Origin of the sequence: Methylobacterium sp. 17Sr1-1 (assembly GCF_003173775.1) — a bacterium.
Taxonomy (GTDB): domain Bacteria; phylum Pseudomonadota; class Alphaproteobacteria; order Rhizobiales; family Beijerinckiaceae; genus Methylobacterium.
The window spans coordinates 4,065,377-4,090,000 of sequence record NZ_CP029552.1 but is presented as its reverse complement, the minus strand read 5'-3'; the positions used below and the strand labels follow the sequence as shown (position 1 = coordinate 4,090,000).

Annotated in this window: 23 protein-coding genes and 2 tRNA genes (1 of these 25 running past the window's edge); 4 read left to right on the top strand and 21 right to left on the bottom strand. The window is 70.9% G+C overall.

What is annotated here, in order from left to right:
• The 8 genes from DK412_RS18425 to DK412_RS18390 all read right to left on the bottom strand — a co-directional run.
• A protein-coding gene (locus DK412_RS18425) for a GMC family oxidoreductase N-terminal domain-containing protein (protein WP_245447070.1) crosses the window boundary here: on the bottom strand, positions 1 to 735 show its beginning. The gene continues 1,008 nt to the left of window position 1, outside the view; 735 of the gene's 1,743 nt are visible here — the first part of the coding sequence; it begins with the start codon at positions 733 to 735; its stop codon lies off the left edge, out of view.
• The gene (locus DK412_RS18420; protein WP_109973129.1) at positions 732 to 1,526 is read right to left on the bottom strand and encodes an ABC transporter permease; all 795 of its coding nucleotides are present in this window, start codon (positions 1,524 to 1,526) and stop codon (positions 732 to 734) included. The genes DK412_RS18425 and DK412_RS18420 overlap by 4 nt, the downstream gene beginning before the upstream one ends.
• A 1-nt stretch (position 1,527) precedes the next feature.
• On the bottom strand, positions 1,528 to 2,397 hold the full coding sequence (locus tag DK412_RS18415) for an ABC transporter permease (protein WP_109973128.1): 870 nt from the start codon (positions 2,395 to 2,397) through the stop codon (positions 1,528 to 1,530).
• 267 nt (positions 2,398 to 2,664) lie between these two features.
• A complete protein-coding gene (locus tag DK412_RS18410) occupies positions 2,665 to 3,705 on the bottom strand; it encodes an ABC transporter substrate-binding protein (protein WP_109973127.1) in 1,041 nt (346 codons plus the stop codon).
• Between the two features lie 30 nt (positions 3,706 to 3,735).
• Entirely contained in the window at positions 3,736 to 5,037 is a 1,302-nt protein-coding gene (locus DK412_RS18405; RefSeq protein ID WP_109973126.1) for an FAD-binding oxidoreductase, read from the bottom strand.
• 2 nt (positions 5,038 to 5,039) lie between these two features.
• Positions 5,040 to 5,774, bottom strand: a complete 735-nt coding sequence (locus DK412_RS18400; RefSeq protein ID WP_109973125.1) for an HAD-IA family hydrolase — start codon at positions 5,772 to 5,774, stop codon at positions 5,040 to 5,042.
• A gap of 35 nt (positions 5,775 to 5,809) precedes the next feature.
• Positions 5,810 to 6,931 (bottom strand): ABC transporter ATP-binding protein, encoded by a 1,122-nt coding sequence (locus DK412_RS18395; protein ID WP_109973124.1) that lies wholly within the window; start codon positions 6,929 to 6,931, stop codon positions 5,810 to 5,812.
• Positions 6,932 to 7,032: 101 nt separating this feature from the next.
• Positions 7,033 to 7,983, bottom strand: a complete 951-nt coding sequence (locus tag DK412_RS18390; protein WP_109973123.1) for a LysR family transcriptional regulator — start codon at positions 7,981 to 7,983, stop codon at positions 7,033 to 7,035.
• 190 nt (positions 7,984 to 8,173) lie between these two features.
• Between DK412_RS18390 and DK412_RS18385 the strand changes: the two genes are divergently transcribed.
• From DK412_RS18385 to DK412_RS18375, 3 genes are read left to right on the top strand one after another with little or no spacing between them, the layout of a single operon-like run.
• Positions 8,174 to 8,569: a carboxymuconolactone decarboxylase family protein gene (locus tag DK412_RS18385; protein ID WP_109973122.1), complete on the top strand. Its 396-nt coding sequence runs from the start codon at positions 8,174 to 8,176 to the stop codon at positions 8,567 to 8,569.
• 14 nt (positions 8,570 to 8,583) lie between these two features.
• Positions 8,584 to 9,483 (top strand): NAD(P)-dependent oxidoreductase, encoded by a 900-nt coding sequence (locus DK412_RS18380; protein ID WP_109973121.1) that lies wholly within the window; start codon positions 8,584 to 8,586, stop codon positions 9,481 to 9,483.
• A 21-nt stretch (positions 9,484 to 9,504) separates the two neighbouring features.
• Positions 9,505 to 10,317, top strand: coding sequence for an N-acyl homoserine lactonase family protein (locus DK412_RS18375; protein WP_109973120.1), 813 nt, complete (start codon positions 9,505 to 9,507; stop codon positions 10,315 to 10,317).
• 6 nt (positions 10,318 to 10,323) lie between these two features.
• Here DK412_RS18375 and DK412_RS18370 read toward each other — a convergent pair whose 3' ends face one another.
• From DK412_RS18370 to DK412_RS18360, 3 genes are all read right to left on the bottom strand, one after another.
• Positions 10,324 to 11,976, bottom strand: coding sequence for an OFA family MFS transporter (locus DK412_RS18370; protein ID WP_109973119.1), 1,653 nt, complete (start codon positions 11,974 to 11,976; stop codon positions 10,324 to 10,326).
• A 269-nt stretch (positions 11,977 to 12,245) separates the two neighbouring features.
• Positions 12,246 to 13,619, bottom strand: a complete 1,374-nt coding sequence (locus tag DK412_RS18365; RefSeq protein WP_109973118.1) for an MFS transporter — start codon at positions 13,617 to 13,619, stop codon at positions 12,246 to 12,248.
• A gap of 143 nt (positions 13,620 to 13,762) precedes the next feature.
• Positions 13,763 to 14,155: a metalloregulator ArsR/SmtB family transcription factor gene (locus DK412_RS18360; protein ID WP_109973117.1), complete on the bottom strand. Its 393-nt coding sequence runs from the start codon at positions 14,153 to 14,155 to the stop codon at positions 13,763 to 13,765.
• A 79-nt stretch (positions 14,156 to 14,234) separates the two neighbouring features.
• Here DK412_RS18360 and DK412_RS18355 point away from each other — a divergent pair, with 79 nt between their 5' ends.
• Positions 14,235 to 14,921, top strand: coding sequence for a sigma-70 family RNA polymerase sigma factor (locus tag DK412_RS18355; protein ID WP_109973116.1), 687 nt, complete (start codon positions 14,235 to 14,237; stop codon positions 14,919 to 14,921).
• An 81-nt stretch (positions 14,922 to 15,002) separates the two neighbouring features.
• On the opposite strand, the gene DK412_RS18350 is transcribed toward DK412_RS18355, so the two are convergent.
• The 10 genes from DK412_RS18350 to DK412_RS18305 form a co-directional block, all read right to left on the bottom strand.
• Positions 15,003 to 15,087: transfer RNA gene (locus DK412_RS18350), tRNA-Tyr, on the bottom strand.
• 568 nt (positions 15,088 to 15,655) lie between these two features.
• Positions 15,656 to 15,740, bottom strand: a tRNA-Tyr gene (locus DK412_RS18345).
• A gap of 103 nt (positions 15,741 to 15,843) precedes the next feature.
• On the bottom strand, positions 15,844 to 17,637 hold the full coding sequence (recJ, locus tag DK412_RS18340; protein ID WP_109973115.1) for a single-stranded-DNA-specific exonuclease RecJ: 1,794 nt from the start codon (positions 17,635 to 17,637) through the stop codon (positions 15,844 to 15,846).
• Between the two features lie 222 nt (positions 17,638 to 17,859).
• Complete coding sequence (locus DK412_RS18335) at positions 17,860 to 19,263, bottom strand: NAD(P)(+) transhydrogenase (Re/Si-specific) subunit beta (RefSeq protein ID WP_109973114.1); 1,404 nt, start codon at positions 19,261 to 19,263, stop codon at positions 17,860 to 17,862.
• A 4-nt stretch (positions 19,264 to 19,267) separates the two neighbouring features.
• The gene (locus tag DK412_RS18330) at positions 19,268 to 19,717 is read right to left on the bottom strand and encodes a proton-translocating transhydrogenase family protein (protein ID WP_091751684.1); all 450 of its coding nucleotides are present in this window, start codon (positions 19,715 to 19,717) and stop codon (positions 19,268 to 19,270) included.
• Between the two features lie 31 nt (positions 19,718 to 19,748).
• On the bottom strand, positions 19,749 to 20,891 hold the full coding sequence (locus DK412_RS18325; RefSeq protein ID WP_109973113.1) for a Re/Si-specific NAD(P)(+) transhydrogenase subunit alpha: 1,143 nt from the start codon (positions 20,889 to 20,891) through the stop codon (positions 19,749 to 19,751).
• 201 nt (positions 20,892 to 21,092) lie between these two features.
• Positions 21,093 to 21,386, bottom strand: a complete 294-nt coding sequence (locus DK412_RS18320; protein ID WP_109973112.1) for an aa3-type cytochrome c oxidase subunit IV — start codon at positions 21,384 to 21,386, stop codon at positions 21,093 to 21,095.
• Positions 21,387 to 21,636: 250 nt separating this feature from the next.
• On the bottom strand, positions 21,637 to 23,004 hold the full coding sequence (locus DK412_RS18315) for an AarF/ABC1/UbiB kinase family protein (RefSeq protein WP_109973111.1): 1,368 nt from the start codon (positions 23,002 to 23,004) through the stop codon (positions 21,637 to 21,639).
• A gap of 161 nt (positions 23,005 to 23,165) precedes the next feature.
• On the bottom strand, positions 23,166 to 23,477 hold the full coding sequence (locus tag DK412_RS18310; protein WP_048452223.1) for a metal-sensitive transcriptional regulator: 312 nt from the start codon (positions 23,475 to 23,477) through the stop codon (positions 23,166 to 23,168).
• Between the two features lie 179 nt (positions 23,478 to 23,656).
• Positions 23,657 to 24,544, bottom strand: a complete 888-nt coding sequence (locus tag DK412_RS18305; protein ID WP_109973110.1) for a manganese catalase family protein — start codon at positions 24,542 to 24,544, stop codon at positions 23,657 to 23,659.
• Positions 24,545 to 24,624: the final 80 nt, after the last annotated feature.

The window sequence follows — 24,624 nt, the reverse complement described above, 5'->3', positions numbered from 1 at the left end:
CCGCCCTCCCTCGAACAGGATCCGCTCGGCGAGGAGGCCGGTGCGCACGATCAGGTTTGTCCGCGCCCGCACCGCCGGCGTCAGGTAGGCCACGGAGACCGGCACCCGCTCGCCGGCATCCGAGATCGCGGTCGTGCCGACATAGACCCCGTCGCGCCAGGGCCCGTTCTGGTCTGCCCCGGCCGGATGCCCTTGCGCCTGGAACGCCCGCATCGTGGCGACGACGAAGGGCGAGAGCTGCTCCCGGCTGGCGCGGCGGATCGGCAGGGGACCATCCTTGCCGTGCAGCGGCCCGTCGCAATCGCGGTCGGCCTCGAGCTTGCGGAAATAGGGCAGGCAGGCCTCCCACGACCAGCCCTCGGCGCCGAGCGCGCCCCACTCGTCGTAGTCGCCGGGCGCGCCGCGATTCGCCATCATAGCGTTGATCGCCGAGCCGCCGCCGAGGCGCCGCGCCTGCTCGTAGCGTCGCGGCGCCGGCGCGTCCGATCTGTTGCCGGCGGGCGCGCCCATCCGGGCGGTCAGCGCCGGCCAGATGTTGCGCGGGTCGAGATAGGCCCGGCCCGGGTAGCGGCTGCGGATCTCCGGCGGCATCGCGGCCTCGGTCAGGTCGGCGCCCGCCTCCACCAGGGTGACGTGGAACGACGGCTCCTCGGAGAGCCGCGCGGCGAGCACGCAGCCGGCCGAGCCGCCGCCGAGGATCAGGATCGCGGTCATCCGCCGGCGCGCGGAGATCATGCGCTGGTGCGCGACTTGCGGGCGGCGAGGCTCGCCAGCACCACCACGATCAGCGAGGCGGCGGTGAGGAGCGAGGAGATCGCCGCGATGGTCGGGTCGATCTCGTCGCGCAACGCCGTGAACATCCGCTTCGTCAGGGTCTGGTTCTGGCCGCCGGCGATGAAGATCGCCACCACTGTCTCGTCGAGGGCGGAGATGAAGGCGAACAGCGCGCCCGAGACCACGCTCGGCCGGATCTGCGGCAGGGTGACGGCGAAGAAGGCGCGCAGGCGGTTCATGCCGAGGCTGCGCGCCACCATCTCCTGCGCCGGGTCGAAGCCGCGCAGGCCCGCCAGCACCGAGGTGACGACGTAGGGCGTCCCCAGCATGACGTTGGCGAGGATCAGCCCCGGCATCGTGGCGAGGAGCCCGGCCCTGGCGAAGACGAAGAACACGCCGATCGCCGTGATTACGATCGGCACGATCAGCGGCAGGAGCAGGATCACGGTCAGGCTGCGGGCGACACGCGAGCCGCTGAGGGTCAGCGCGTAGGCGGCGGCCGTGCCGATCACCGTCGCCCCGAGGGCGGTGGCGAGGGCCACGCCGAGGCTGACCCGCGCCGCCTGCATCCAGGCCGGGTTGCCGAAGAACGCCTCGTACCAGCGCAGCGAATAGCCCGGCGGCGGGAAGGTGAGGAACCGCGCGTTCGAGAACGACATCGGTACCACGATCAGGATCGGCAGGACGAGAAAGAGCAGCACCAGGGCCACGAGGGTGCCGAGCGCGAGGCGGGCGGGGAGCGAGGCGGTCATCTCAGCGCGCTCCCATGATCCGCTCGACCGGGACCACCCGGGAGGCGAGCCAGAACAGGGCCGCCACGCAGACGAGCAGCACCACGCCGATGGCGCTCGCCGCGCCCCACTGGTTGTAGATCTCGACGTTGCGGCTCACCAGCATCGACACCATGAAGGTGCGTCCGCCGCCCAGCAGCTCCGGCGTGATGTAGAAGCCGAGCGCCAGGACGAAGACCAGGACCGTGCCGGCGACGACGCCCGGCATCGAGAGAGGCAGGAACACCCGCAGGAACACGTGGGCCGGTCCGCCGCCGAGGCTGGCGCCCGCGAGCATCAGGTCCCGGGGGATACGCTGCATCGTGGCGTAGAGCGGCAGCACCATGAACGGCACGAGGATGTGCAGGGTGGCGAGCACCGTGCCGAACTCGTTGTTGATGAGGGCGATCGGCTGATCGGTGAGCCCGAGCCCCTGGAGGGCGGAATTGACGAGGCCCCGGCGCTGCAGCAGCACCATCCAGGCATAGGCCCGCACGAGCACGCTGGTCCAGAACGGCAGGATCACCAGGCCCAGCACCACGACGCTCCAGCGCCGCGGCAGGGTCGCGGCGGCGTAGGCGACCGGATAGCCCAGCAGCAGCGCCAGGACCGTGACGACGAGCGCGATGCGGAAGGTGAGCAGGAAGCTGCGCCAGTAGATGTCCTCGGTGAGGAAGCGCCGGTAATGCTCCAGGCTGAACGCGCCGTCGGCGGTGACCGACTGCACCGCGAGCCAGGCGAGCGGCACCAGGAGCAGCACCGTGACCACCGCGAGGGCGGGGAGAAGAAGCCCGAGGACGAGGAGGGCTTCGCGCCGCTCGTGCCGCCGCAGGGCGGGGCTGGGGTGAGTCATGGCGGGATGTCCGGTGCGATGAGACGGCGGCACGGCGACGAGGGATACGTGAGGGGCGCCGACCTCGACCCTCTCCCCAACGGACCTCGGGCAAGCCCGAGGTCCGCACTCTCTTGCCCAAGTCGGACTTGCTCGACTTGGGTCGGGAGAGGGGCCCACAGGGTGGGCCGGGAGAGGGGCAGCGCGACGCCGATCCAGATCGCGCTCTTCCTAACGGTCGCGACCTCCCCCGCAGCGAGGGGAGGGTTCAGGGGAGGGCGACGCGCCTTACTTCTTCTGCACGAAGTCGGCCCAGCGCTTGAGCGCGGCATCGCCGGCCTCGGAGGTCCACCACTCGGCCGAGAGCACCGCCTGCTTCTTCGCGTTGTCGGGCGAGCTCGGCAGCTTGGCGGCGAGAGAAGCCGGGATGATGCCGGTGTCGAAGGCCGCCGGGTTGCCGGGGCCGTAGGGGATGTTGAGCGGCAGGTTGGCCTGGAGCTTCGGGTCGATCGCCTGGTTGACGAACTTCACCGCGGTGGCAAGGTTCGGGGCGTTCTTCAGGATGCAGAGCGAGGTGTTCTGCAGAATGCCCTGGTTGTAGGTGTAGTCGGCATCCGCCCCGGCCTCGATCACGGCCGAGACGCGGCCGTTCCAGATCATCTCCATGTCGACCTCGCCGCCCTGGATCAGCAGGGCAGACTGGCCGCCGGAGGTCCACCACACGCTGATATGCGGCTTGATCGCCTCGAGCTTGCGGAAGGCGCGGTCGACGTCGAGGGGGTAGAGCTTGTCGGGCGCGACGCCGTCGGCCATCAAAGCCGCCTCGAGGGTCGCGAAGGGGTGGTTGCGCAGGGCTCGCGCGCCCGGGAACTTCTTCACGTCCCAGAAATCGGCCCAGGATTGCGGCGGGTTCTTGCCGTACTTGCTCTTGTTGTAGGCCAGAACGCTCGAATAGAACTCGTAGGGGACCGAGTACTCGGTCTTGTAGGCGGCCGGGATGGCGGCGGCGTTCGGGATCTTCGCGAAGTCGAGCTTCTCGATCAGCCCGGTCTTGCCGCCGCGCACGCAATCCTGGGTCGGGGTGTCGACGACGTCCCAGGTCGGCTTGCCAGTGGCGCCTTGCGTGCGGATCACCGGCCAGGCATCGGGAGCGCTGTCCTGGTTGATCGTGATGCCGAGCGCCTTGGCGGCCGGATCGAGGATCGCCACCGTCTGGGCCTGCTGGTAGGCGCCGCCCTGCGACACGAAGGTGATCTGCTCGGCGGCCAGAGCCGGCGCGGCCGTCCCGACGAGGCAGGCCAGGACGGTGGTTCGAATCAGCGACGCCATCTCGACTTCTCCTCTGTGTGACGGCCTTGCTCAGCGGCCGATCGTGTCCAGGAACTGGTACCAGCCGGCGACGAGCCGGACCGCCGGCTCGCGCAATGCGTAGAACGGAACGGGTTGGAAGCCGTCGGCGGAGAGCAGCGCGACGTCCGGGCTCTCGCCGAGGGCGAACGCGGCGGCCAAGCCTCCCAGATGGCTCGACATCGCGACCCCGGCGCCGTTGTAGCCCATGGCGAAGCTCACCCGGTCGTCGAGCCGGCCGACATGCGGGAACGCGTCGAGCGTCATGCCGACGAGGCCCGACCAGCGATGGGCGACAGGCGTATCCGCGAGCGCCGGGAAGGTGCGCACCATCGCCCGGTGCAAGGTGGCGAAGGCTCCTTCCGAATCCTCCCGCCCGAAGGCGCCGCGGCCGCCGAACACCATCCGGTCGTCGACCATCCGGAACCAGCGCATCATCCGCCGGGTCTCGACGTAGATCCGCCGGCTCGGCAGGATCGCGGCGCGCAGGTTGTCGGACAACGGCGCGGTGGCGAGGATCGCGCTGCGGAACGGGATCAGGCGGGTGCGCAACGGCGCGGCCGCCCCGGTGAGGTCGGTGTAGCCGTTCGTCGCCACGATCACCTGGCGCGCCCGGACCGAGCCGCCCGGCGTCTCGACCCGGACGCCGCCCGCCTCGCGGTGCAGGCGGAGCGCCGGGCTCGCCTCGTGGATCGCGAGGCCCTTGGCGTCGACCGCCCGGGCGAGGCCATTCGCGTAGTTGAGCGGGTGCAGGCCGCCGGCCTTGGCCGAGAGCACACCGCCGACGAAATCCCGCGAGCCGGTCTCGCCCTCCACCGCCTCGCGAGAGAGTTCGGTGACGGAGCCGTCACCCATCTCCCGGCGCATCCACTCCATGTCGGCGACCGTCGCCGCCAGGGTGTGGGGCGTGTGGGCGCATTTGAGCTGACCGACCCGGGCGTAGTTCGCCTGCGTGATGCCGTGCTCGGCGATCAGCCGCTCCAGGGTCTCGACGGAGGCATACGCGATGGCATGCATGCGCTTGGCCACCGCGATCCCGTGCCGGGCCGCGATGGCCTGGAACGAGGGGCGGAACTTCGCCGAGACGACGCCGCCGTTGCGTCCGCTCGCGCCCCAGCCGATCGTGCTCGCTTCCAGCACCACCGCCCGCTCGCCGCGTTCGGCCAGCGCCAGGGCCGCCGTGAGGCCGGTATAGCCGCCGCCGACGATCGCGACGTCCGCCTGGACGTCGCTCTCGAGCGGCCCGAAGCGTCCGGCCGGCGCCGCGCCGGCGGCCCAGAGCGAGGCGACCGGAGGCTTCGGGAAGGCGGTCATGGTCAGGCTGCCTGCCGGGCGCCGGCGGCGAAGGCCGCGTCGACGGCGTCGGCGAGTTTTTCGAGCGTCGGGAAATGGTAGTCCGGCGTGGTCAGGCGGGCCGGCTCGGGCGTGCCGCCGAAGCCGGCGAGCCCCTGGCGGCGCTCGATCCAGCACACCGAGTAGCCGAGATCCCGGGCGACGCCGATGTCGTGGTACTGGCTCTGGGCGACGTGGAGAATGTCGCTCTGCTTGTAGCCGAAGGCCGATTGGCGGCCGCGGTTGAAGGCGAAGAATTGCGGATCGGGCTTGGCGACGCCGGCCTCGTCGTAGGTGACGCTGTCGTGGAACGGGTTGCCGAGGGTGTGTGAGTAGAACGAGAAGGCCGAGCGGTCGGCGTTGGTCATCGCCACGAGGCGGAAGTGCCGGCGCAGGCGCTTCAGGGCCGCCACCGAATCCGAGAAGGCGGGCCAGCGCAGGACCGAGAGCTGGAACGCATCGGCGTCGGCATCCGAGTTCGGAAAGCCGAACTCTTTGGCCACGTGACGGTAGACGTCCGCGAACACCTCGCTCGACCGCTCGTAGTTCAGCTCCCGGCCCTTGAGGTAGGAGGCGAAGATCCGGGCGTCGCTCAATTCCTCGTGGCTGCGGCCGGAGACGGCGCGCATCTGGTCGAGGATGCCTTTCTCGAAGTCGATCAGGGTGCCGACGACATCGAAGGTGAGGACCTTGAACTGGTCGAGAGACGGGGCGGTCATCGTGGGACTCTCCGAAGGGTCGAGGAGGGGAAGGCTCACGCCGGTTCCGCCGGCACGATGATCGTGTCCTGCGGATGGATGAGGGCGGTGAGGGGCGCACCGACGGGCGGGACGGCGCTGCGCCCGGCATGGTGGGCCGGCTGGCGCAGGGAGATCTCGGGCCCGCCGTCGAGGGCGAGGAAGACCTTCAGGCTCTCGCCCTGGTAGACGATGTCGGTGACGCGGCCGGTGAGGCGGTTGTAGCCGTCGGGCACGGTCTCGCCGGCGACGAGGAGCTTCTCGGTCTGGAGCGCCAGGAGGAGCCCGGCCCCCTCCGGCAGCGGCCGGGCGCTGCGCAGGATCGCGGTCCCGAGGACGACGCCGTCCGGGCCCGAGCGGGTCACCGGCACCAGGGTCGATTCGCCGATGAAGCTCGCCACGAAGGCGCTCGCCGGCCGGTCGTGCAGGCGCTCGGGCGTGTCGACCTGGGCGAGGCGCCCGCCGCGCAGGATCGCGATGCGGTCGCTCATCGTCAGCGCCTCGCGCTGGTCGTGAGTGACGTAGATGATGGTGGCTTCGAGCTGCCGGTGCAGGCGGCGCAGCTCGATCTGCATCGACTCGCGCAGCTGTTTGTCCAGGGCCGAGAGCGGCTCGTCCATCAGGATCAGTCGCGGCCGGAACACGATGGCGCGGGCGAGCGCCACGCGCTGGCGCTGGCCGCCGGAGAGCTGCGAGATCGCCCGATCCTCGTAGCCGGTGAGCTCCACCATCGCGAGCGCCTCGGCGACGCGCCGGCCCCAGGTGGCTTTCGGCTCGCTCCGGGCCCGCAGCGGGAAGGCGATGTTCTCGGCCACGCTCAGATGGGGGAACAGGGCGTAGTTCTGGAACACCACCCCGATGCCGCGCTTGTGCGGCGGCACGAAGGTGACGTCGGTCTCGCCGAAATGCACGCTGCCGGAGGACGGCACCGTGAAGCCGCCGAGGATGCCGAGCAGGGTGGTTTTCCCTGAGCCGGAGGGGCCGAGCAGGGAGAGGAACTCGCCCGGCGCCACGTCGAGGGAGACGTCGTCGAGGGCGGTGAAGGCGCCGTAGCGCCGGGTCGCGTTGCGGATCGACACCCCGATGCTGCCGCCGGAGAGCGGATCGCGCGTCCGTCCCGTGTCCGATCCTGCTGCCATCGTGGCGCTGCCTTCGCGTCCGGTGTCGCCGACCGGGGAAAGCTCACAAAAGCGGCGGCTTCGATCAATGTCGAAAAAATCCGCAGGGGCATAACCAGGGGTTATGAGGCCTCGAAGCAGGTCCGGATCAGCCCGAGTTCCGGATAGATCTTGTCGACCCGCGCGACGTCGGCCCGCATCTCGGCGACGAGCCAATCGCGCACGGCGACGACGGAGCGGCGCAGGGGCCGCGAGCGCAGATGGATGAGCTGGCACACCCGCGCCGTTCGGGTGACGCGGTCGGCGGCCGGCACGAGGTCGCCGGTCGAGAGCCAGTGCGAGACGACGCTCATCCAGCCCAGCGCGACGCCCTGGCCGAGCAACGCGGCCTGGAGCACGACGGCGTAGTCGGAGAAGTTGAGGGAGGCCCGCGAGCCGTTCCAGTCCGGCCCGGGATCGACCCCGCCGATCCACATCGGCGAGGTGGCGGTGAGGTTGACGAAGGTGGTGCGGCTCTCCGGGTCCGCCTCCCGCCCGGCGCGGTAGGCCGGGCTGCAGACCGGCAGCATCACCTCGTTCATCAGGAACAGCGCCTCGTGGTCGAGGTCCGGCCCCTCGACGAAGCGCATGCCGAGATCGACGTCGTCGACCGGGCCGGCGAGCGCGCCGGGGATGAGCTGGAAGCGGAAATCGACCGACGGGAACGCCTCCTGCAGGGTGTTGATGCGCGGCATCAACCAGTGGGTGGTGAAGGCCGAGGAGAGGGAGAGCGTGACCGTGTCGATGCCGGTGCGGCGGATGTCGATCTCGCGCAGGGCCGCCTCGATGCCCCGGAACCCGTCCGCCACCCGCCGGTAGAGGATCGCCCCGTCCTCGGTCAGCGCGATGCCCTCGGCCGAGCGGTCGATGAGGCGCACGCCGAGATGGCGCTCGAGCTGCGCCATCGCCTTGCTGACGGCGGGCTGGGTCACGTTCAGCTCGGCCGCCGCCCGGGTGAAGCTGGTGTTGCGCGCCACCGCCTCGAACACGAACAGGGCGTGGTTGGAGGGCAGCATGCGGCGGAGCGGGTTCATGATCTCGAATCTCGTTGCGTCCCGGCGCGGGGCGGGGCGGTTCACCGGGGACGATCAAGACCGTTCTGTCGCATCGTCGCGGGTGGCACCATCCCCGGTTGAGCGCGCCCGATTTCGCCGCCGGCCCCCGTCGATCTCCGTCCGGTTGCCTGCTACCGTCCGGGGAAACGGACGCGCCGGGGAGGGCACGATGGCCGAGAGCGAGCAATTCGAGAAGGGGCTCGAGGTCCGCCGGGAGGTGCTCGGGGCGGACTACGTCGATAGCAGCCTCGCCAAGGCCGACGACTTCATGATGGCGTTCCAGCGCATCACGACCGAGTGGTGCTGGGGCTACGCCTGGACGCGCGACGGGCTCGACCGCAGGACGCGCTCGATGCTCAACCTCGCGATGCTGACCGCCCTGTCGAAGCCGGCGGAGCTCAAGCTGCACGTCAAGGGCGCGCTCGCCAACGGCGTCAGCGTCGAGGAGATCAAGGAGATCCTGCTCCACGCCACCGTCTATTGCGGCATCCCGTCCGGCCTCGAGGCGTTCAAGGCCGCGCACGAGGTCCTGAAGGCCGAGGGCGCCCTCTCCGACAAGGCGTGACGGTGGGGACAATCATGAGCCTCGACCCGTCCTCCGCCCGCATCGCCTTCCTGGGCCTCGGCAAGATGGGGCTGCCGATGGCGAGCCGCCTCGTCGCGGCGGGCTGGAACGTGGTCGGGTTCGACCCGTCCCCGGCCGCCGCGGCGGCCTTCGCGCAGGCGGGGGGCCGGACGGCGTCCTCCGCCGGGGAGGCGGCGGAGGGAGCTGGCGCCGTCGTGACGATGCTGCCGGACGGCAAGACGGTGCGCGCCGTCCTCGCCGGGCCGGAGGGGATCGCCGGACACCTCGCCCCGGGCGCGATCGTGATCGACATGAGCTCCTCGGCGCCGGTCGGCACCCGCGACCTCGCGAAAGAGCTGGCCGATCGGGGTATCGTCCTCGTCGACGCCCCCGTCTCGGGCGGTGTGAAGCGCGCCGTCGACGGCACGCTGGCCATCATGGTCGGCGGGGATCACGCCGACGCGGTGCGGCCGCTCCTGGGGAGCCTCGGCACCTCCGTGTTCGAGACCGGCCCGGTCGGCTCCGGCCACGCCATGAAGGCGTTGAACAACTACGTCTCCGCCGCGGGCCTGACCGCCGCCTGCGAAGCCCTGCGCATCGGTGCGAGCTTCGGCCTCGACCCTACGCTGATGACCGACATCCTCAACGTCTCGACGGGCCGCAACAACTCCACCGACGTCAAGCTGAAGCCCTACGTGATCCCGAAATCCTACACGTCCGGGTTCTCCATGGCGCTGATGGCCAAGGACCTGCGCACGGCGGACGATCTCGCGCGCCACGAGGGTGTGCCGGCGCCGCTGTCGCGGACGATCGCCGCACTCTGGCAGGACGCGCTGGCGGATCTCGGGGCGGAGGCCGACCACACCGCGATCGACGCGTTCCTGGCGGCACTGCCGGCCTCGGCGAAGGATTAGTACAACACACAGGAGGTCGGCGTGCCGGACTACGAGGTCTTCGCGCTGCGCTACGCGACGCACGAGCGCCCGGCGTCGCTGAACCTGCTCTACCCGCCGCCCGACGGAGATCCGCATGACGGGCCGATGCCCATCGACTACTTCGTCTGGGTGATCCGCAACGACGAGCGGGTGATCGTCGTCGATACCGGGTTCGACTGGCCGGCCTGCGCGGCCTACGGCCGGACGATGGTGCGCCATCCGCTCGACGGCTTGCGGGATCTCGGCGTCGATCCCGCGACGGTGCGGGACGTGGTCATCACGCATCTCCACTACGATCACGCCGGCAACCTGTCGGCGTTCCCGAACGCGACCTTCCACCTCCAGGACGCCGAGATGGCCTACGCGACGGGGCGCTGCATGTGCCACGCGCGGCTGCGTGGCGCCTTCTCGGTCGAGGACGTCTGCACCATGGTGCGGCGGGTCTACGAGGGGCGGGTCGCCTTCGTCGACGGCACGGGGGAGATCGCGGCCGGGGTCACGGTCCACGCGGTGCCGGGGCACACGCGGGGCCTGCAATGCGTGCGGGTCGAGACGGCACGCGGCCCCGTCGTCCTCGCCTCGGACGCCGCCCATTTCTACGCCAACCTCGCCCAGCAGAACCCGTTTCCGATCGTGGTCGACATCGCCGCGATGATGGAGAGCTGGCGGACGCTCGCGCGGCTCGCCGGCGATCCGGAGCGGATCGTGCCCGGCCACGACCCGCTGGTGATGGAGCGCTATCCGCGCCACCCCTCGGCGGAGACCGAGGCGGTGCTCCTCCATCTCCCGCCGCGCTCCACGACGATGGCCTGACGCCCGCTACCGGAACAGGATCAGCGCCTTGGCGAGCGTGATCCACACGCCCCACAGGATCGGCAGCCCGACCGCGGCCCAGGCGAGCGCCGCCGCCGGCGTCAGGCCGCCCCGGCCGATCCCGAACGAGCCGGACGGGCCCGCGGGCTCCAGCGCGCCGGAGGCGGCCTCGGTCCCGTCCATGAACCAGCGCCGCGCGAGCGGCCGCACCAGCAGGTTCGCCACGAACCCGGCGGCCAGGAAGCCAGCCAGGATCAGGAGCGTGCGGCCGTAGAGCGCCGCGCCCTGGAGGCCCGCATCGACCTGCGCCTGCCGGATCGCGGTCACGACGAGGGGGCCGACGACGCCCGCCGTCGACCAGGCGGTGAGCAGGCGGCCGTGGATCGCGCCGACGAACCGGGTGCCGAACAGGTCGGCGAGGTAGGCGGGGATCGTCGCGAAGCCGCCGCCATACATCGAGAGGATCACGCAGAGGATGAGCACGAACGACGCCTGCGAACCGAGGCCGGCGGCCCAGGGTGCGGCGGCGTAGAGCACGCCGCCGAGGGCGAAGAAGGTGGCGTAGGTGGCCTTCCGGCCGATGCGGTCGGAGAGCGTTGCCCAGAAGAACCGGCCCAGGATGTTGAACAGCGACAACAACCCGACGAAGCCGGCGGCGATCGCCGCGACCTGCGCCTTCCCCCCGGCATCGAGCTGGCCGAACCCGACCTCCGGCCGGCCGATCAGCGCGCCGCCGAAAATCTCCTGGAGCATCGGAGAGGCCAGCGCCAGCACGCCGATCCCGGCCGAGACGTTGAGGCACAGCATCGCCCAGAGCAGCCAGAACTGGAGCGTCCGGTGCGCGTCGGCGAGGTGGACGTGGCCGCTGGTGATCATCCGGTCGCAGCCGGCCGGCGAGCTCCAGCCCGGGGGCTGCCAGCCGTCCGGCGGCACGCGGTAGCCGAAGGCCCCGCACAGCATGACGACGAGATAGCCGGCGCCCATCGCCGCGAGGGTCTGCCAGACCCCGGGGGAATCCGGCCCCTTGAAGTGGGTGATGAGCAGGTCGGCGAGCGGCGAGCCGATCATCGCGCCGCCGCCGAAGCCCATGATCGCCATGCCGGTGGCCATGCCGCGCCGGTCCGGAAACCACTTCACCAGGGTCGAGACTGGCGAGATGTAGCCGAGGCCGAGGCCCACGCCGCCGATCAGCCCCATGCCGAGCCAGATCAGCCAGAGCTGGTGGAGATAGACCCCGAGCGCCCCGATCAGGAACCCGCCGCCCCAGGCCAGGGCCGCCGCGAGGCCGGCCTTGCGGGGTCCTGACCGCTCGAGCCAGCCGCCGAACAGGGCCGCGGAGAGGCCGAGCATGACGATGCCGATCGAGAATACCAGGACGAGGTCGCTGACGCGCCAGTCGCAGGTCGTGGTGACGAGGGCGGTCGCGAGGCTCATGTCGGGGCACGCGGCCGGGGCCGGCCGGCCGGCGCTGAGCGCCCGCGACAGCGGCAGCCAGAACACCGACAGCCCGTAGGACATCCCGATGCAGAGGTGGATGGCGAGCGCCGCCGGCGGGACGAGCCAGCGGTTGAAGCCGGCCCGTGCCACGATGCGCTCGCGGGCCAGGACGCCGGGCGCGGAGGCCCCGCGGGTGGAGGAGTCGACGACGCGCGCGTCCATGGTGGCCCTTCAGAGCATTGTCCGGCAAAGCGGAGACCGGTTTTTCGAAGAAAATTCAGCAAAATCGATGGTCTGGAGCAGGGCCCGATCGCAGCGCGACCGGACGCCGCTCCGGGATCCGGTCCTCGCCGACCGGTTCGCGGGCCACGTTCGAGGACGACGGCTCGATCCGTGGGAGTCGCGGACGCGGCAGATTCCGATCTGTGCGCGTCATGAATGTGAAGGACGGTACTTCCGCCGCACGCCGCGCAGGGAATGGCCGCGGCCCGTCAGCGCCTGACCCGCAGCCCGCTCGCGACGGCACCGGTCAGCGCCAGCGCGCTCGCGATCCACAGGACCGTCACGGTGCCGCCGGTGTGGAGGTAGCCGAAGATCACCGCCACCATGGCGGCGCCGAGGGACTGGCCGAGGAGGCGCGCGGTCGATTGCATGCCGCTCGCCCCGCCGCTGCGCTCCCGCGGCGCGCTGGTGATGATCACCTTGTTGTTGGGCGACTGGAACAGCCCGAAGCCGAGGCCGCACAGGGTCAGCCGCAGGGCGATGGCGAGCGGCGAGGCGTCCGGGGGCACGCTCGCCATCAGGGCGAGGCCCGCCGACAGGGCGACGAGGCCGATGCCGCCGAGAAGCCCCGGCGGGTAGCGGTCGGCCAGGCGCCCGGCGAAGGGGGCGATCACCGCGATGGCGATCGGCCAGGGCGTCATCAGCACCCCGGTCTGGGTGCTGGTGAGGTGGAGCACGTCCTGGAAGTAGAACGGCAGGGCGACGTAGGCCATCATCTGGGCCGAGAACGAGCAGAGCGAGCTCACCATCGACAGCGCGAAGACCGGGATGCGCAGGAGGTCGATCGGCAGGAGCGGGGCCGGCAGGCGGGCCTGCATCCACACGAAGGCGGTGCCGATCACCGCTGCCCCGGCGAGCAGGCCGAGCGCCGTGCCGCTCCGGCCCGGCTCGCCGAGCCCGTCGACGCCGGTGATCAGCAGGCAGAAGAACAGCGCGTTGAGGAGCGCGCTCAGGGCGTCGAACCGGGCGCCGCTGCGGGGCGTCATCGGCAGCATCCGGGTCGCGAGCACCAGCGCGGCGATCCCGAGGGGGACGTTGACGAGGAACAGCCACGGCCAGCTCGCCACCGACAGGATTGCGGCCGCGACGCTCGGGCCCGCCGCCGAGGCGATCGCCACGATGAGCGCCATGGTGCCGACGCCGCGCCCGATCATCCGGTGGGGATAGACGAAGCGCACGAGCGCGATGTTGACGCTCATGATCCCGGCCGCGCCGAGGCCCTGCACGATGCGGGCCGCGACCAGCACCGGCAGCGAGCCGGCGAGCGCGCAGGCCAGCGACGCGGCGGCGAACAGCGCCAGCCCCGTGCAGTAGACCCGCTTGTAGCCGAGGATGTCGCCCAGCGAGGCCAGCGGCAGCAGAGCCGCTGTGACGGCGAGCTGGTAGCCGTTGGTGACGAAGATCGCGGCGCCGGGGCTGACCTGGAGATCCCGGGCCATCACCGGCAGGGCGACGTTGACGATGGCGCCGTCGAGCACCGCCATCGACATGGCGATGCCGATCGCCAGCATCGCCCACAGCCTCGCCCGGGTCGGCAGGCCGTCGGCCACCTCCGCCGCCATCGGCTCCGCCACGCCCGTCATCCGTCCCGCGCTCCGTGTCGCCACTCCCAGTGACGCGTAGCCCAAAGCCGTGCCCGCCACACCTGCCCGCCGGCTCATCCCCGCCCTGCGCGGAGGGCGGAAACCGGCCGGTCGGCGCGAGCCCCAACGGCGTGTCGAATCCTCTATCCGGTCGGGGCGCCGGGCGCGGAGGCGGCGTCGGTCGCCGCCGGCCCGGGCTGCCGAGGAGCCGCGTCGCCGCAGCAGGAGACCGGCAGGCAGGCCTCCGGCTTGCCGCCGCAGCAGGCCTCGGTGAGGTACGCGGTCAGGTCCGCGAGGCCCGCGGGACGCGCGGAGTAGATCATCGAGGCGCCCTGGCGGCGCGACTCGACGAGGCCCGCCTCCTGCAACTGCCGGAGGTGGAAGGTCAGGGTCGAGGGCGCGCAGCCCGAAGCGGCGGCGAGACGACCGGCGGGAATGCCCTCGGGATAGGCGTGCAGCAGGGTTCGCAGCGTGCGCAGCCGCGTCTCCTGCGCCAGGGCGGCGAGGGCCGCGAGGGCGCCGGCTTCATCGAGCATCGGTCAAGCTTCTATTGCCATCGAAATTCGAACCGTTAAAAAGATGGCATCTCACGGGACCAGGGGCCCTCTCTCGACAATGAAGATCGATCCGACCGCGCTCCCGTCCGCGCCACTGACGCCCGCCGACACGCTCCCCTCCCATGTCATCCAAGATTACCTCAGAAAACCTCTGCAACAATACTTCAGCCCTGTCGCCCAGACCGAGCTGCCGTCGCGCCTCGCCGAGCTGCTGGCCCGGTTCGAGGCCGCCCTGGCGGCGCGCGGCGAAGCCATCAGCTTCGACTTCCGTAACGCCCTGATGACGGCGTTGCCGGCCCTGCGCACCTTCGGTCTCTCGTTGTCGCACGACGTGGTGCGGGCCGACGACCTGGTTCAGGAAACCTGCGCCCGGGCCTGGGCGAACCAGCATCGGTTCCAGGCCGGGACGAATTTCACCGCCTGGTTGTTCACGATCATGCGCAACCAGTTCTACACGGATCTGCGGAAGGGCCGCCGGGAAGTCGAGGATGGCGACGGGATCCTCGCCGGTCAACTGGCCGCGCCGGCCGACCAGGACCATGCCAGCACCCTGCGGGTGGTCCGGGAGCGGATGGAGGCCCTGCCCGAGGCCCAGCGCCAGGCGCTTTTGCTGATCGGTGCCGAGGGCTACACCTACGAGGAGGCCGCCCTGCGGCTCGGCTGCCAGGTCGGCACGGTGAAGAGCCGGGTGAGCCGGGCGCGCTCGTCGCTGCTGGCGGCGCTCGGCGAGGTGGTGGATCACTGATCCACCCGCCCCATCGGGCCGGCCGATCGCGCGGGACCTGGACAGTCCGGACGATCGTGCGGGAGAGCAGGGGAGGGAGGATGGTGGGGGAAGTAGGACTCGAACCTACGAAGGCATAGCCAGCGGATTTACAGTCCGCCCCCTTTGCCGCTCGGGACATTCCCCCACGCTGCCGTCGCCGGCAGGGGCCGCCGTGTCGGCGGCGCGTCCTTATGAGGGGGTGTCCTGCCCCTGTCAAGGTGACGACACCGGACCCCGACGGCCCGGTGCCGTCGACGTCCGGGCTCCGCGACGGCGGCCGGATTGCGCTGGCGGACGAGGCGCTTGGACGCCGTCCGGGTGACCCGCTCGCCCCACGGTACCGGTCGGTGTTCCTGGAGAAGGACGGGCGCTACGGACGCGGCCGCTTCGACGAGATGGGCGAAGAGGATCTAATCCCGCAGATCAAGCAGATGCTCAAAGACCGGCAGCGCATCAATTTCGACGCGGCCGAGGGGCCTCAACGACGTATCGGCCCTGGTCACGCTCCTGGGAGAGAGCGAGGCCGTGAAGGCGCTGTTCGCCCGCTGGTGGCCGCCGCTGAACACGCTGGTGGACGCCGCCACGGCGTGAGGGATCTCGTGATCCAGCCACCCGTCGCCGACCGATCGGCGTGCGCGACGAGGGCCGCACTCGGCCGATCGAGCGGGACCTGGACAGTCCGGACGATCGTGCGGGGAGCAGGGGAGGGAGGATGGTGGGGGAAGTAGGACTCGAACCTACGAAGGCATAGCCAGCGGATTTACAGTCCGCCCCCTTTGCCGCTCGGGACATTCCCCCACGCTGCCGTCACCGGCAGGGGCCGCCGTGTCGGCGACGGGGCCCTTATGGTGGGGCCGCCGGGGGGTGTCAAGCCGGGTACCGGACCAGATCCTTGGCCGGCTCAATCGGCCTCGGCCACGTCGCTCAGGCGCAGCTCGACCCGGTCGCTGCCGCGCCAGCGGTCGCGGGAGAGGGTGCCGGCGGCGTGGATGTCGCGGCCGATGCGGGAGAGGAGCAGGCGCCCGACCGGCGATTCCGCCGCCCGGAACGCGATGGCGCCGACCGCGACGCCGTCCCGGCCGCGCAGCTGCGCCTTCACGTGGCCGGTGCCGACGACCCGGGCATCGGCGATGCGGTGGCGGGCGAGGGCGAAGACGGGCTCCGGCGCGCCCTGGCCGAAGGGGCCCGCCCGCTCCACGGCGTCCGCCAGGTCCGGCTGCACGCCGCCGGCGGAGACGAGACCGTCGACGAGCAGAGCCTCGCCGAGGCGCGCCTCGGCCACCGAGGCGGCGAGGTCGCCGGCGAGTGCCTCGCGGAAGCGGTCGAGGTCGAGGGCGGCGAGCGTCACGCCCGCCGCCATGGCGTGGCCACCGCCCTTCGCCGCGAGGCCCGCCTCGACGCAGGCCCGCACCGCCCGCCCGAGATCGGCGCCGGGAATCGAGCGGCCCGATCCGGTGGCGGTGCCGTCCTCGCGCAGCGCGAAGGCGAAGGCCGGGCGGCCGAAGCGCTCCTTCAGCCGCGCCGCGATCAGCCCGACCACGCCCGGATGCCAGTCCGGGCTGCCGGCGACGAGGACCGGCTGGTCGGGATCGCGCTCCAGGCGCATTCCCATCTCGGCTTCGGCCTCGGCAACGGCGGCGGCCTCGATCGCCTGGCGCTCGCGGTTGAGCGCGTCGAGCTGCGCGGCGATGCCGGCGGCCTCGATCGGGTCCTCGGACAGGAGCAGGCGCGCGCCCAAAGTCGCATCGCCGATGCGGCCGCCGGCATTGATGCGGGGCCCGAGCAGGAAGCCGAGATGCCAGGCCTGCGGCGTCTCCGACAGGCCGGCCGCGTCGAGGAGGGCGGCGAGCCCACGCCGGCCGCGGCCGCGCATCACCGCCAGACCCTGGCGCACGAAAGCGCGGTTGAGGCCGCGCAGCGGCACCACGTCGGCCACCGTGGCGAGCGCCACGAGGTCGAGCCCGGCCATCAGGTCGGGGATGGCGAGCCCGTCCCGGCGCAGGCGCCGGTTGAGCGCCACCAGCGTGAGGAAGACCACGCCCGCGGCGCAGAGATGGCCGAGTCCCGACAGGTCGTCGAGGCGGTTCGGGTTGACGAGCGCGCGGACCGGCGGGAGCACCTCCGGCGCGCCGTGATGGTCGAGCACCACCACGTCCATGCCGAGGCGGCCGGCCTCGGCGAGCGGCTCGTGCCCGGCGGTGCCGCAATCGACCGTGACGAGCAGCGTCGCGCCCTCCTGCGCCAGCATGCGCACCGCCGCGACGTTCGGGCCGTAGCCCTCGGTGATCCGGTCGGGGATGTGGAGACGGTAGGGCACGCCGAGGTCGCGCAGCGCGCTCGCGAGCAGGGCGGCGCTCGCCGCGCCGTCGACGTCGTAATCGCCGAAGATCGCGACTTTCTCGCGGCGCGCGATCGCGGCGGCGAGCCGGTCGGCCGCCGCCTCCATGTCGACCAGGACCGCGGGGTCGGGCATGAGGTCGCGCAGGCGCGGCTCGAGGAAGCCCGGCACGGCGTGGAGGTCGACGCCGCGCCCGGCGAGCACGCGGGCCAGCACCTCGGGCAGGCCGTGCCCCTGGGCGATGGCGACCGCCAGCCCCTGCGCCTGCGCCGAGGCGCAGCGCTCGTGCCAGGGCCGCCCGAGGGCCGAGCGGTGGACGTCGAGGAGGGGTCGGGGCAGGTCGAGGAGTATGGACACGGGCGGGAGTGTAGCGGGATTCGCGGCCGCGCGCTGCCGCAGCCGGGCGACAGTCGCATGTTCCCGTCGAAGCGTGCCCGGAGCCGCCAAACCGGTTCCCGCAGAGGGGGAGGGGTTCTCTCGCGCGCGAGCTCCCGAAATGCGAAAAGCGGAGCACGAGGCCCCGCTTCCCGATCCGGGGCAGAAGGCCCCCGGAACGCCCAGCCCTTCCCGGGCCGGCCGTCAGAAGTTCTTGACGATCTCGTCGACCACCTTCTTGGCGTCGCCGAACAGCATCATGGTGTTGTCGCGGAAGAACACCTCGTTCTCGACGCCCGCATAGCCCGAGCCCATGCCGCGCTTGATGAACAGCACGGTCTTGGCCCGCTCCACGTCGAGGATCGGCATGCCGTAGATCGGCGATTGCGGATCGGTCTTGGCGGCCGGGTTGGTGACGTCGTTGGCGCCGATCACGAAGGCCACGTCGGCCTGCGGGAACTCGCCGTTGATGTCCTCCAATTCGTGCACCTCGTCGTAGGGCACGTTGGCCTCGGCGAGCAGCACGTTCATGTGGCCAGGCATGCGGCCCGCCACCGGGTGGATGGCGTACTTGACGTCGACGCCGGCCTTCTTGAGCTGGTCGGCCATCTCGCGGAGCGAGTGCTGGGCCTGCGCCACCGCCATGCCGTAACCCGGCACGATGATGACCTTCTCGGCGTTCTTCATGATGAAGGCCGCGTCGTCGGCCGAGCCCTGCTTGACCGGCCGGGTCTCGACCTGGCCGCCGCCAGCGCCGGCCCCCGCGGCGTCGCCGCCGAAGCCGCCGAGGATCACCGAGATGAACGAGCGGTTCATCGCGTGGCACATGATGTAGGACAGGATCGCGCCCGACGAGCCGACCAGCGCGCCGGTGATGATCAGCGCGAGGTTGCCCAGCGTGAAGCCGATGCCCGCGGCCGCCCAGCCCGAATACGAGTTGAGCATCGAGACCACGACCGGCATGTCCGCGCCGCCGATCGGGATGATCAGGAGGCCGCCGAGCACGAAGGACAGGATCACGATCAGCCAGAACAGCACCTTGCTGCCGCCGCCGATGAAGCCGATCAGCAGCGCGACCAGCACCACGGCCAGCACGATGTTGATGACGTGGCGCTGCGGCAGCATGATCGGCTTGCCCGACATGCGGCCGTCGAGCTTGAGGAACGCGATCACCGAGCCGGTGAAGGTGATGGCGCCGATGGCGACACCGAGCCCCATCTCGAACAGCGACTGCTTGTGGATGGCGCCGTTCTCGATGATGCCGAAGGCCTGCGGCGCGTAGAGCGCACCGGCCGCCACCGCGACGGCCGCGAGGCCGACGAGGGAGTGGAAGGCGGCCACGAGCTGCGGCATCGCGGTCATCGGCACGCGCTTGGCGATCACCGCGCCGGCGCCGCCGCCGATGCCGAGGCCGAGCAGCACCAGGAACCACGCCCCGACGCCGGACGGCGCGTGGCCGATCAGCGTCGTCAGGATGGCGATGCCCATGCCGATCATGCCGTACAGGTTGCCCTGCCGGGAGGTGGTCGGGTGGGACAGGCCCCGCAGCGCCAGGATGAACAGGACGCCGGAGACGAGGTAGAGGAGCGAGGAGACGTTCTCCGACATCGCCTCAGGCCTTCTTCTTGTACATGCTGAGCATGCGCTGGGTGACGAGGAAGCCGCCGAAGATGTTCACGCTGGCGAAGACCAGGCCGATGAACCCGAAGAAGCGGGCCCAGCCGGTGCCCTTCTCGATCAGCGGGACGCCGACGGCCAGGATGGCGCCGACGACGATCACCGAGGAGATCGCGTTGGTGACGGACATCAGCGGGGTGTGGAGGGCCGGGGTCACCGACCAGACCACGTAGTAGCCGACGAAGATCGCCAGCACGAAGATCGCGAGGCGGAACACGGTCGGATCGATGGCGCCGTGGGTCGCGGCGGCGACGCCGTGGCCGACGCTGTCGGCGATGATCGCCGCCTGGTCGGCGGCGCGGGCGGCGATGTCGGCGGCGTTGCGGGCGGCGGCCGCGGCGGCGCGTGCCTGCTCGGCCGCCTGGTCGGGGGGAAGGGTAGCCATGAGGTCTCCTCCGATTTCGGGGCGAGCGGCCTTAGGCCGCCTTGGGCTGGAAGTTCGGGTGGACGACGGCGCCGTCGCGGGTCAGGCAGGTCGCCTTGACGAGCTCGTCGTCCCACTTCACCGCCAGCGCCTTCGAGCCCTTGTCGACGAGCGTCTCGACGAAGGCGTAGAGGTTGCGAGCGTAGAGGCTCGACGAGGTGGCGGCCAGCCGCCCCGGTACGTTGGCGTAGCCGACGATCTTGACGCCGTTCTGCGTCTCGACGACCTCGTCCGCCTTGACGCCCTCGACGTTGCCGCCGCGCTCGACCGCGAGATCGACGAGGACCGAGCCCGGCCGCATCGCCGACACCATGTCGGCGGTGACGAGCCTCGGCGCCGGCCGCCCCGGGATCAGCGCGGTCGTGACCACGATGTCCTGCTTGGCGATGTGGCTCGCCACCAGCTCGGCCTGCTTCTTCTTGTACTCGGCCGACATCTCCTTGGCGTAGCCGCCGGCGGTCTCGGCCTGCTTGAACTCGTCGTCCTCGACGGCGACGAACTTGGCGCCGAGCGACTCGACCTGCTCCTTGGCGGCGGGCCGCACGTCGGTGGCGGTCACCACCGCGCCGAGGCGGCGGGCGGTCGCGATGGCTTGCAGCCCGGCGACGCCGGCGCCCATCACGAAGATGCGGGCCGCCGGCACGGTGCCGGCCGCGGTCATCATCATCGGCAGGGCGCGACCGTAGACAGCGGCGCCGTCGACCACCGCGCGGTAGCCCGCGAGGTTGGCCTGGCTCGAGAGCACGTCCATCACCTGGGCGCGGGTGATGCGGGGCATCAGCTCCATGGCGATCGCCGAGACGCCGGCATCGGCCATCGCCTTGACCTCGGCCTCGTGGCCATAAGGTTCCATGATCGCGATCACGATCGCGCCGCGCTTGAGCGCCGGCAGCTCGTCCTCGGCGGGGCGGCGCACCTTGAGGACGATATCCGCCCCGTCGGCGGCGGCCTTGGCATCGGCTGCGATCGAGGCCCCGGCGGCCTCGTACTCGGCATCCGGCACGCCGGCTTTGAGCCCCGCCCCGGACTGCACCGTCACCTCGGCCCCGAGAGCCTTGTACTTCTTTACCGTTTCCGGGACTGCCGCGACCCGCGGCTCCGCCGGATCGGTCTCGGATAGGACCGCGATCCGCATTCAGGCTTCCTTTGGTCGATACACGGCGCGGACGCGCCGTTCCCCCCTCCAGGGCGGCATGTACAAGGCCACGCCTGCCCCACAACTGTAAAGCCGTTCCCTCACGTGAGGGAACGGCTTCCGCTACGAATTTTTAACGATTAAGTCACGCGCAATTTATCAGGCGCGGGACGGGAAGGGGCGGTCGCGCCGCCCACGCCCTCAGTAGAACGCCAGCATCAGGGCGAGCAGCACGGCCACCACGGCGGGGGCGCGCCAGCCGATGGAGGGCGAGAGGGCACCGATGGCCCCGGCGACACCGCCCAGCACCACGCCGACGATGGCCGAGACCCAGGCCTCGCGCACGCCGCCGACGGCGAGCGACAGGACCCAGCAGATCACGACGCCGGTGGCGATCTCGACGAAGGTGACGAAGCCGCGATAGGTGGCCTCGTGGGAGGGGCCGTCCATCTCCGGGCTGTAGGCGGAGTCGGTGGCGTGTGTGATGTCGGCCATGATGCGGTAGACCCCGTCTTGTGCTCGTTGGCCGGGCTTTAGCGCATGCTCAAGGCTCCGGCAATCAGCCGCAGCAAGACCGGCGGGGGTCCCACGGGTCCCGCCGGTCTTGCTGCAAATCCTTGTGGATATTCGGCTCTTCGGTACCGGACCGGGACCTGTGGCCCCGTCCTGATCGAAGGTTCCGGTGCGATTCCGCACCTTTTTCCAACTCGAAAGTCGCGAAAGGGCCGCCCGATGGCCTCGCCCGTCAGGCCGGTTGCGGCAGGCCGGCCTTCTCCAGCGCCGCGTGCTGGCGGGCGGCGAGGTCGTCGAGGGAGAAGCGGTCGATCTGGGCCTCGAACAGGCGGTGGTAGTTCAGCTCCGAGCGCAGGTGCAGGAACACCGCGCCGAGGCCCACCGCCGCCCGGTCCATGAACACGAATTCCCGCGGGACCGTCACCGGACCGCGCTCCTTGAGGGCGCGGTGGACCTCGAAGGCCTGGCGGCGGCCGTACTCGCTCGGCTTGACGCCGTCCGCCACCGTGCGGACCCGGTCCTCGAGCAGTGGCCCGTAGATGAAGCGGGCCCAAATGTTGAGGATGTCGACGAGCTCGCGGGTGAGGTTGCGGAAGCCCCAGCTCTCGTAGGCGTGAACGATGCGCGCCTGATCGTCGTGCAGCAGCCCCTTGTAGAGGTCGACCACGCCGCCGACGAAGCGGGGATGGAAGATGCGGATGCAGCCGTAATCGAGCAGGTTGATGCCCTGCGGCTCGCCGTCCTCCGAGAAGACGGTGTAGTTGCCGAGATGGGGATCGCCGTGGATCACCGCGCTTCGGCTGAAGGGGTGCCACCAGGCCTGGAACATCGCGTGCGCCAGGCGGTTGCGCAGCTCCAGCGGGCCGTCGGTGAAGGTCAGGATCTTCTCGCCCTCGAGCCAGCCCTGGGTGAGCAGGCGCCTGGTCGAGAGTTCGGGGTACACGACCGGGACCCGCACCGTCTCGATGCCCTTGAGCACGTCGGCGTAGAGGGCGGCGTGCTTGGCCTCGCGCGTGTAGTCGAGCTCCTCGCGCACCCGGTCGCCGATCTCCTTGCCGATCTCGCGGGTGTCGATGACCGAGCTGATGCGCCGGTGCAGCGCGAAGGCGAGTTCGAGCTGCTTCAGGTCCGCCTCGACGGCGGATTGCATGTCCGGATACTGCAGCTTGCAGGCCAGGGCCACGCCGTCCAGGCTCTCGGCCCGGTGCACCTGCCCGAGGGACGCGGCCGCCGCCGGGCGGAGCGAGAATTGGCCGAAGCGGCTCTGCCACTGCGGACCGAGCTCGGCCGCCATGCGGCGCTTGACGAAGGCCGCGCCCATCGGCGGCGCCTCGGATTGCAGCTTCTGCAGCTCGGCGGCGTATTCGGGCGGCAGCAGGTCGGGCACGGTGGCGAGCAGCTGCGCCACCTTCATGATCGGCCCTTTCAGGCCGCCCAGGGCCTGGGCCAGGGCGGCGGCGCTCGAGACGTCCTCGCCCTTGCGGCCGAGGAGCCGCGCGCCGGCCATCCGGGCGGCGACGCCGCCCACGTTGGCGCCGACCTTCGCGTAGCGGGCGGCGCGGGCGGAGAAGCGATTGGCTTCGCTGTCGGAGGCGGACATGCGGGATGAGGCTCGTTGCGAGGGCGCGCGCAAGGGTCCTGAGGGGGCCTGCGCGCCGGAAGTCGAGCCTTAGATAAGACCGGCGCCCGAGGCCGCCAGGGCGACCGGACAGCGCGGGGAGATCTGCCGTCGCCGGGCCGGAGCGGCCCCGGCGGAGGGCCTCACGTCTGCCGCAGCGCGGCACGCAGGACGCGTACCATTTCTTCGATGGCGCCGTCCTGATCCTGGGCGCGGACCGCGTAGTCGACCGAGGCGTCGAGATGGGTGCTGATGAGCTGGAGCACCGCCTCGCGCACCGCCGCCGTGATGGCGTTCATCTGCTGCACCTCGTCGAGGCAGTAGCGGTCCTCCTGCACCATGGCCTGGAGGCCGCGCACCTGTCCCTCGATGCGCTTGAGGCGCTGGAGAATAGGCTTTTTCTCCTCCTCAGTGCGGCGGATCTGGAGGCGCCCGTCGACGTACTGGTAATCCATGATGTGCCTTCCCCGACCGTGGGTCCGCCTCGTCCGGGGGCGCGGGCGGCCCGGGCGACGTCGGGTCTGGTGATTGATTGCCGCCCTGTCCCTGAGGAACGGCAACCGATCTTACATCAGGGGCGCACAGGTCAAGCTCAATCTTGGCGCCCGGCCCGCGCGCCCTCGCGCCTGATGGCCTAGGTCTTGCTGTTGGTGACCGGGGCCGATGTCATCTGCTCCTTCTGGGCCCCGGAATCCGGCCGGGCCGGCCCGAGCACCGGTTCCTCGCCAAGGGGCTCGAAGGCGCGGAAGTGGAACTGGCCCTTGCCGTCGATCGACGGGCCCTCCGCGTAGCGGCCGGGCGGAACCGGGGTCCCGTTGCGCTCGGTACCCATGAACATGTAGCTGAATTCCTGCGCTTCCTTCGACTGATCGAAGCTGTTGGGCACCGGCAGCCCCTCCTTCAGCCCGCCCATATCCTCGATGATCGCCAGCCATTGCTGCTGGTGCATCGTATCGCGGGCGATCAGGAAGCTGAGCATGTCCTGCATGCCCTTGTCGTGGGTCGAGTTGTAGAGCCGCACCGCCAGGGTCCGGCCGGTCGCCTCGGCCGCCACGTTGCAGAACATGTCGCCGACGAGGTTGCCGCTGGCATAGACGTGCGAGCAGTCGAACGGCGCGCCGTCGCAATCGACCGGCAGGGCCGCCATGCCGGTGGAGAGCAGGTGGCGCTGGAGCATGCCCTCGACGACGTGGCGCGGGCGCTCACCCCCCATCACCGCGCCGACGATCGGGTTGGCCTGGGCGGAAGTCTCCTGGAGCGTCGCCGGCGCATCCTCGAGGTTGAGGGCCACCGCCGTCGACAGCATCTCGATGTGGCTGATCTCCTCGGTCGCGGTGTTGAGCAGCACGTCGCGGTACTTCGTGCTCGGCCCGCGGGCGCCCCAGGCCTGGAAGAAGTACTGCAGGCAGACGCGGATCTCGCCCTCGATGCCGCCGATCGCCTGCTGGAGCTGGCGGGCGAACAGGGGATCGGGCTTCTCCACCTTCACCGGATACTGAAGGCGCTTGTCGTGATAGTACATCGGGGTCTCCTGACCGTTCGTCGGGGTGATCCCGGGCGCGACGCGCCGCTGACGCCATCTGAGATGATTATACTCAGTAT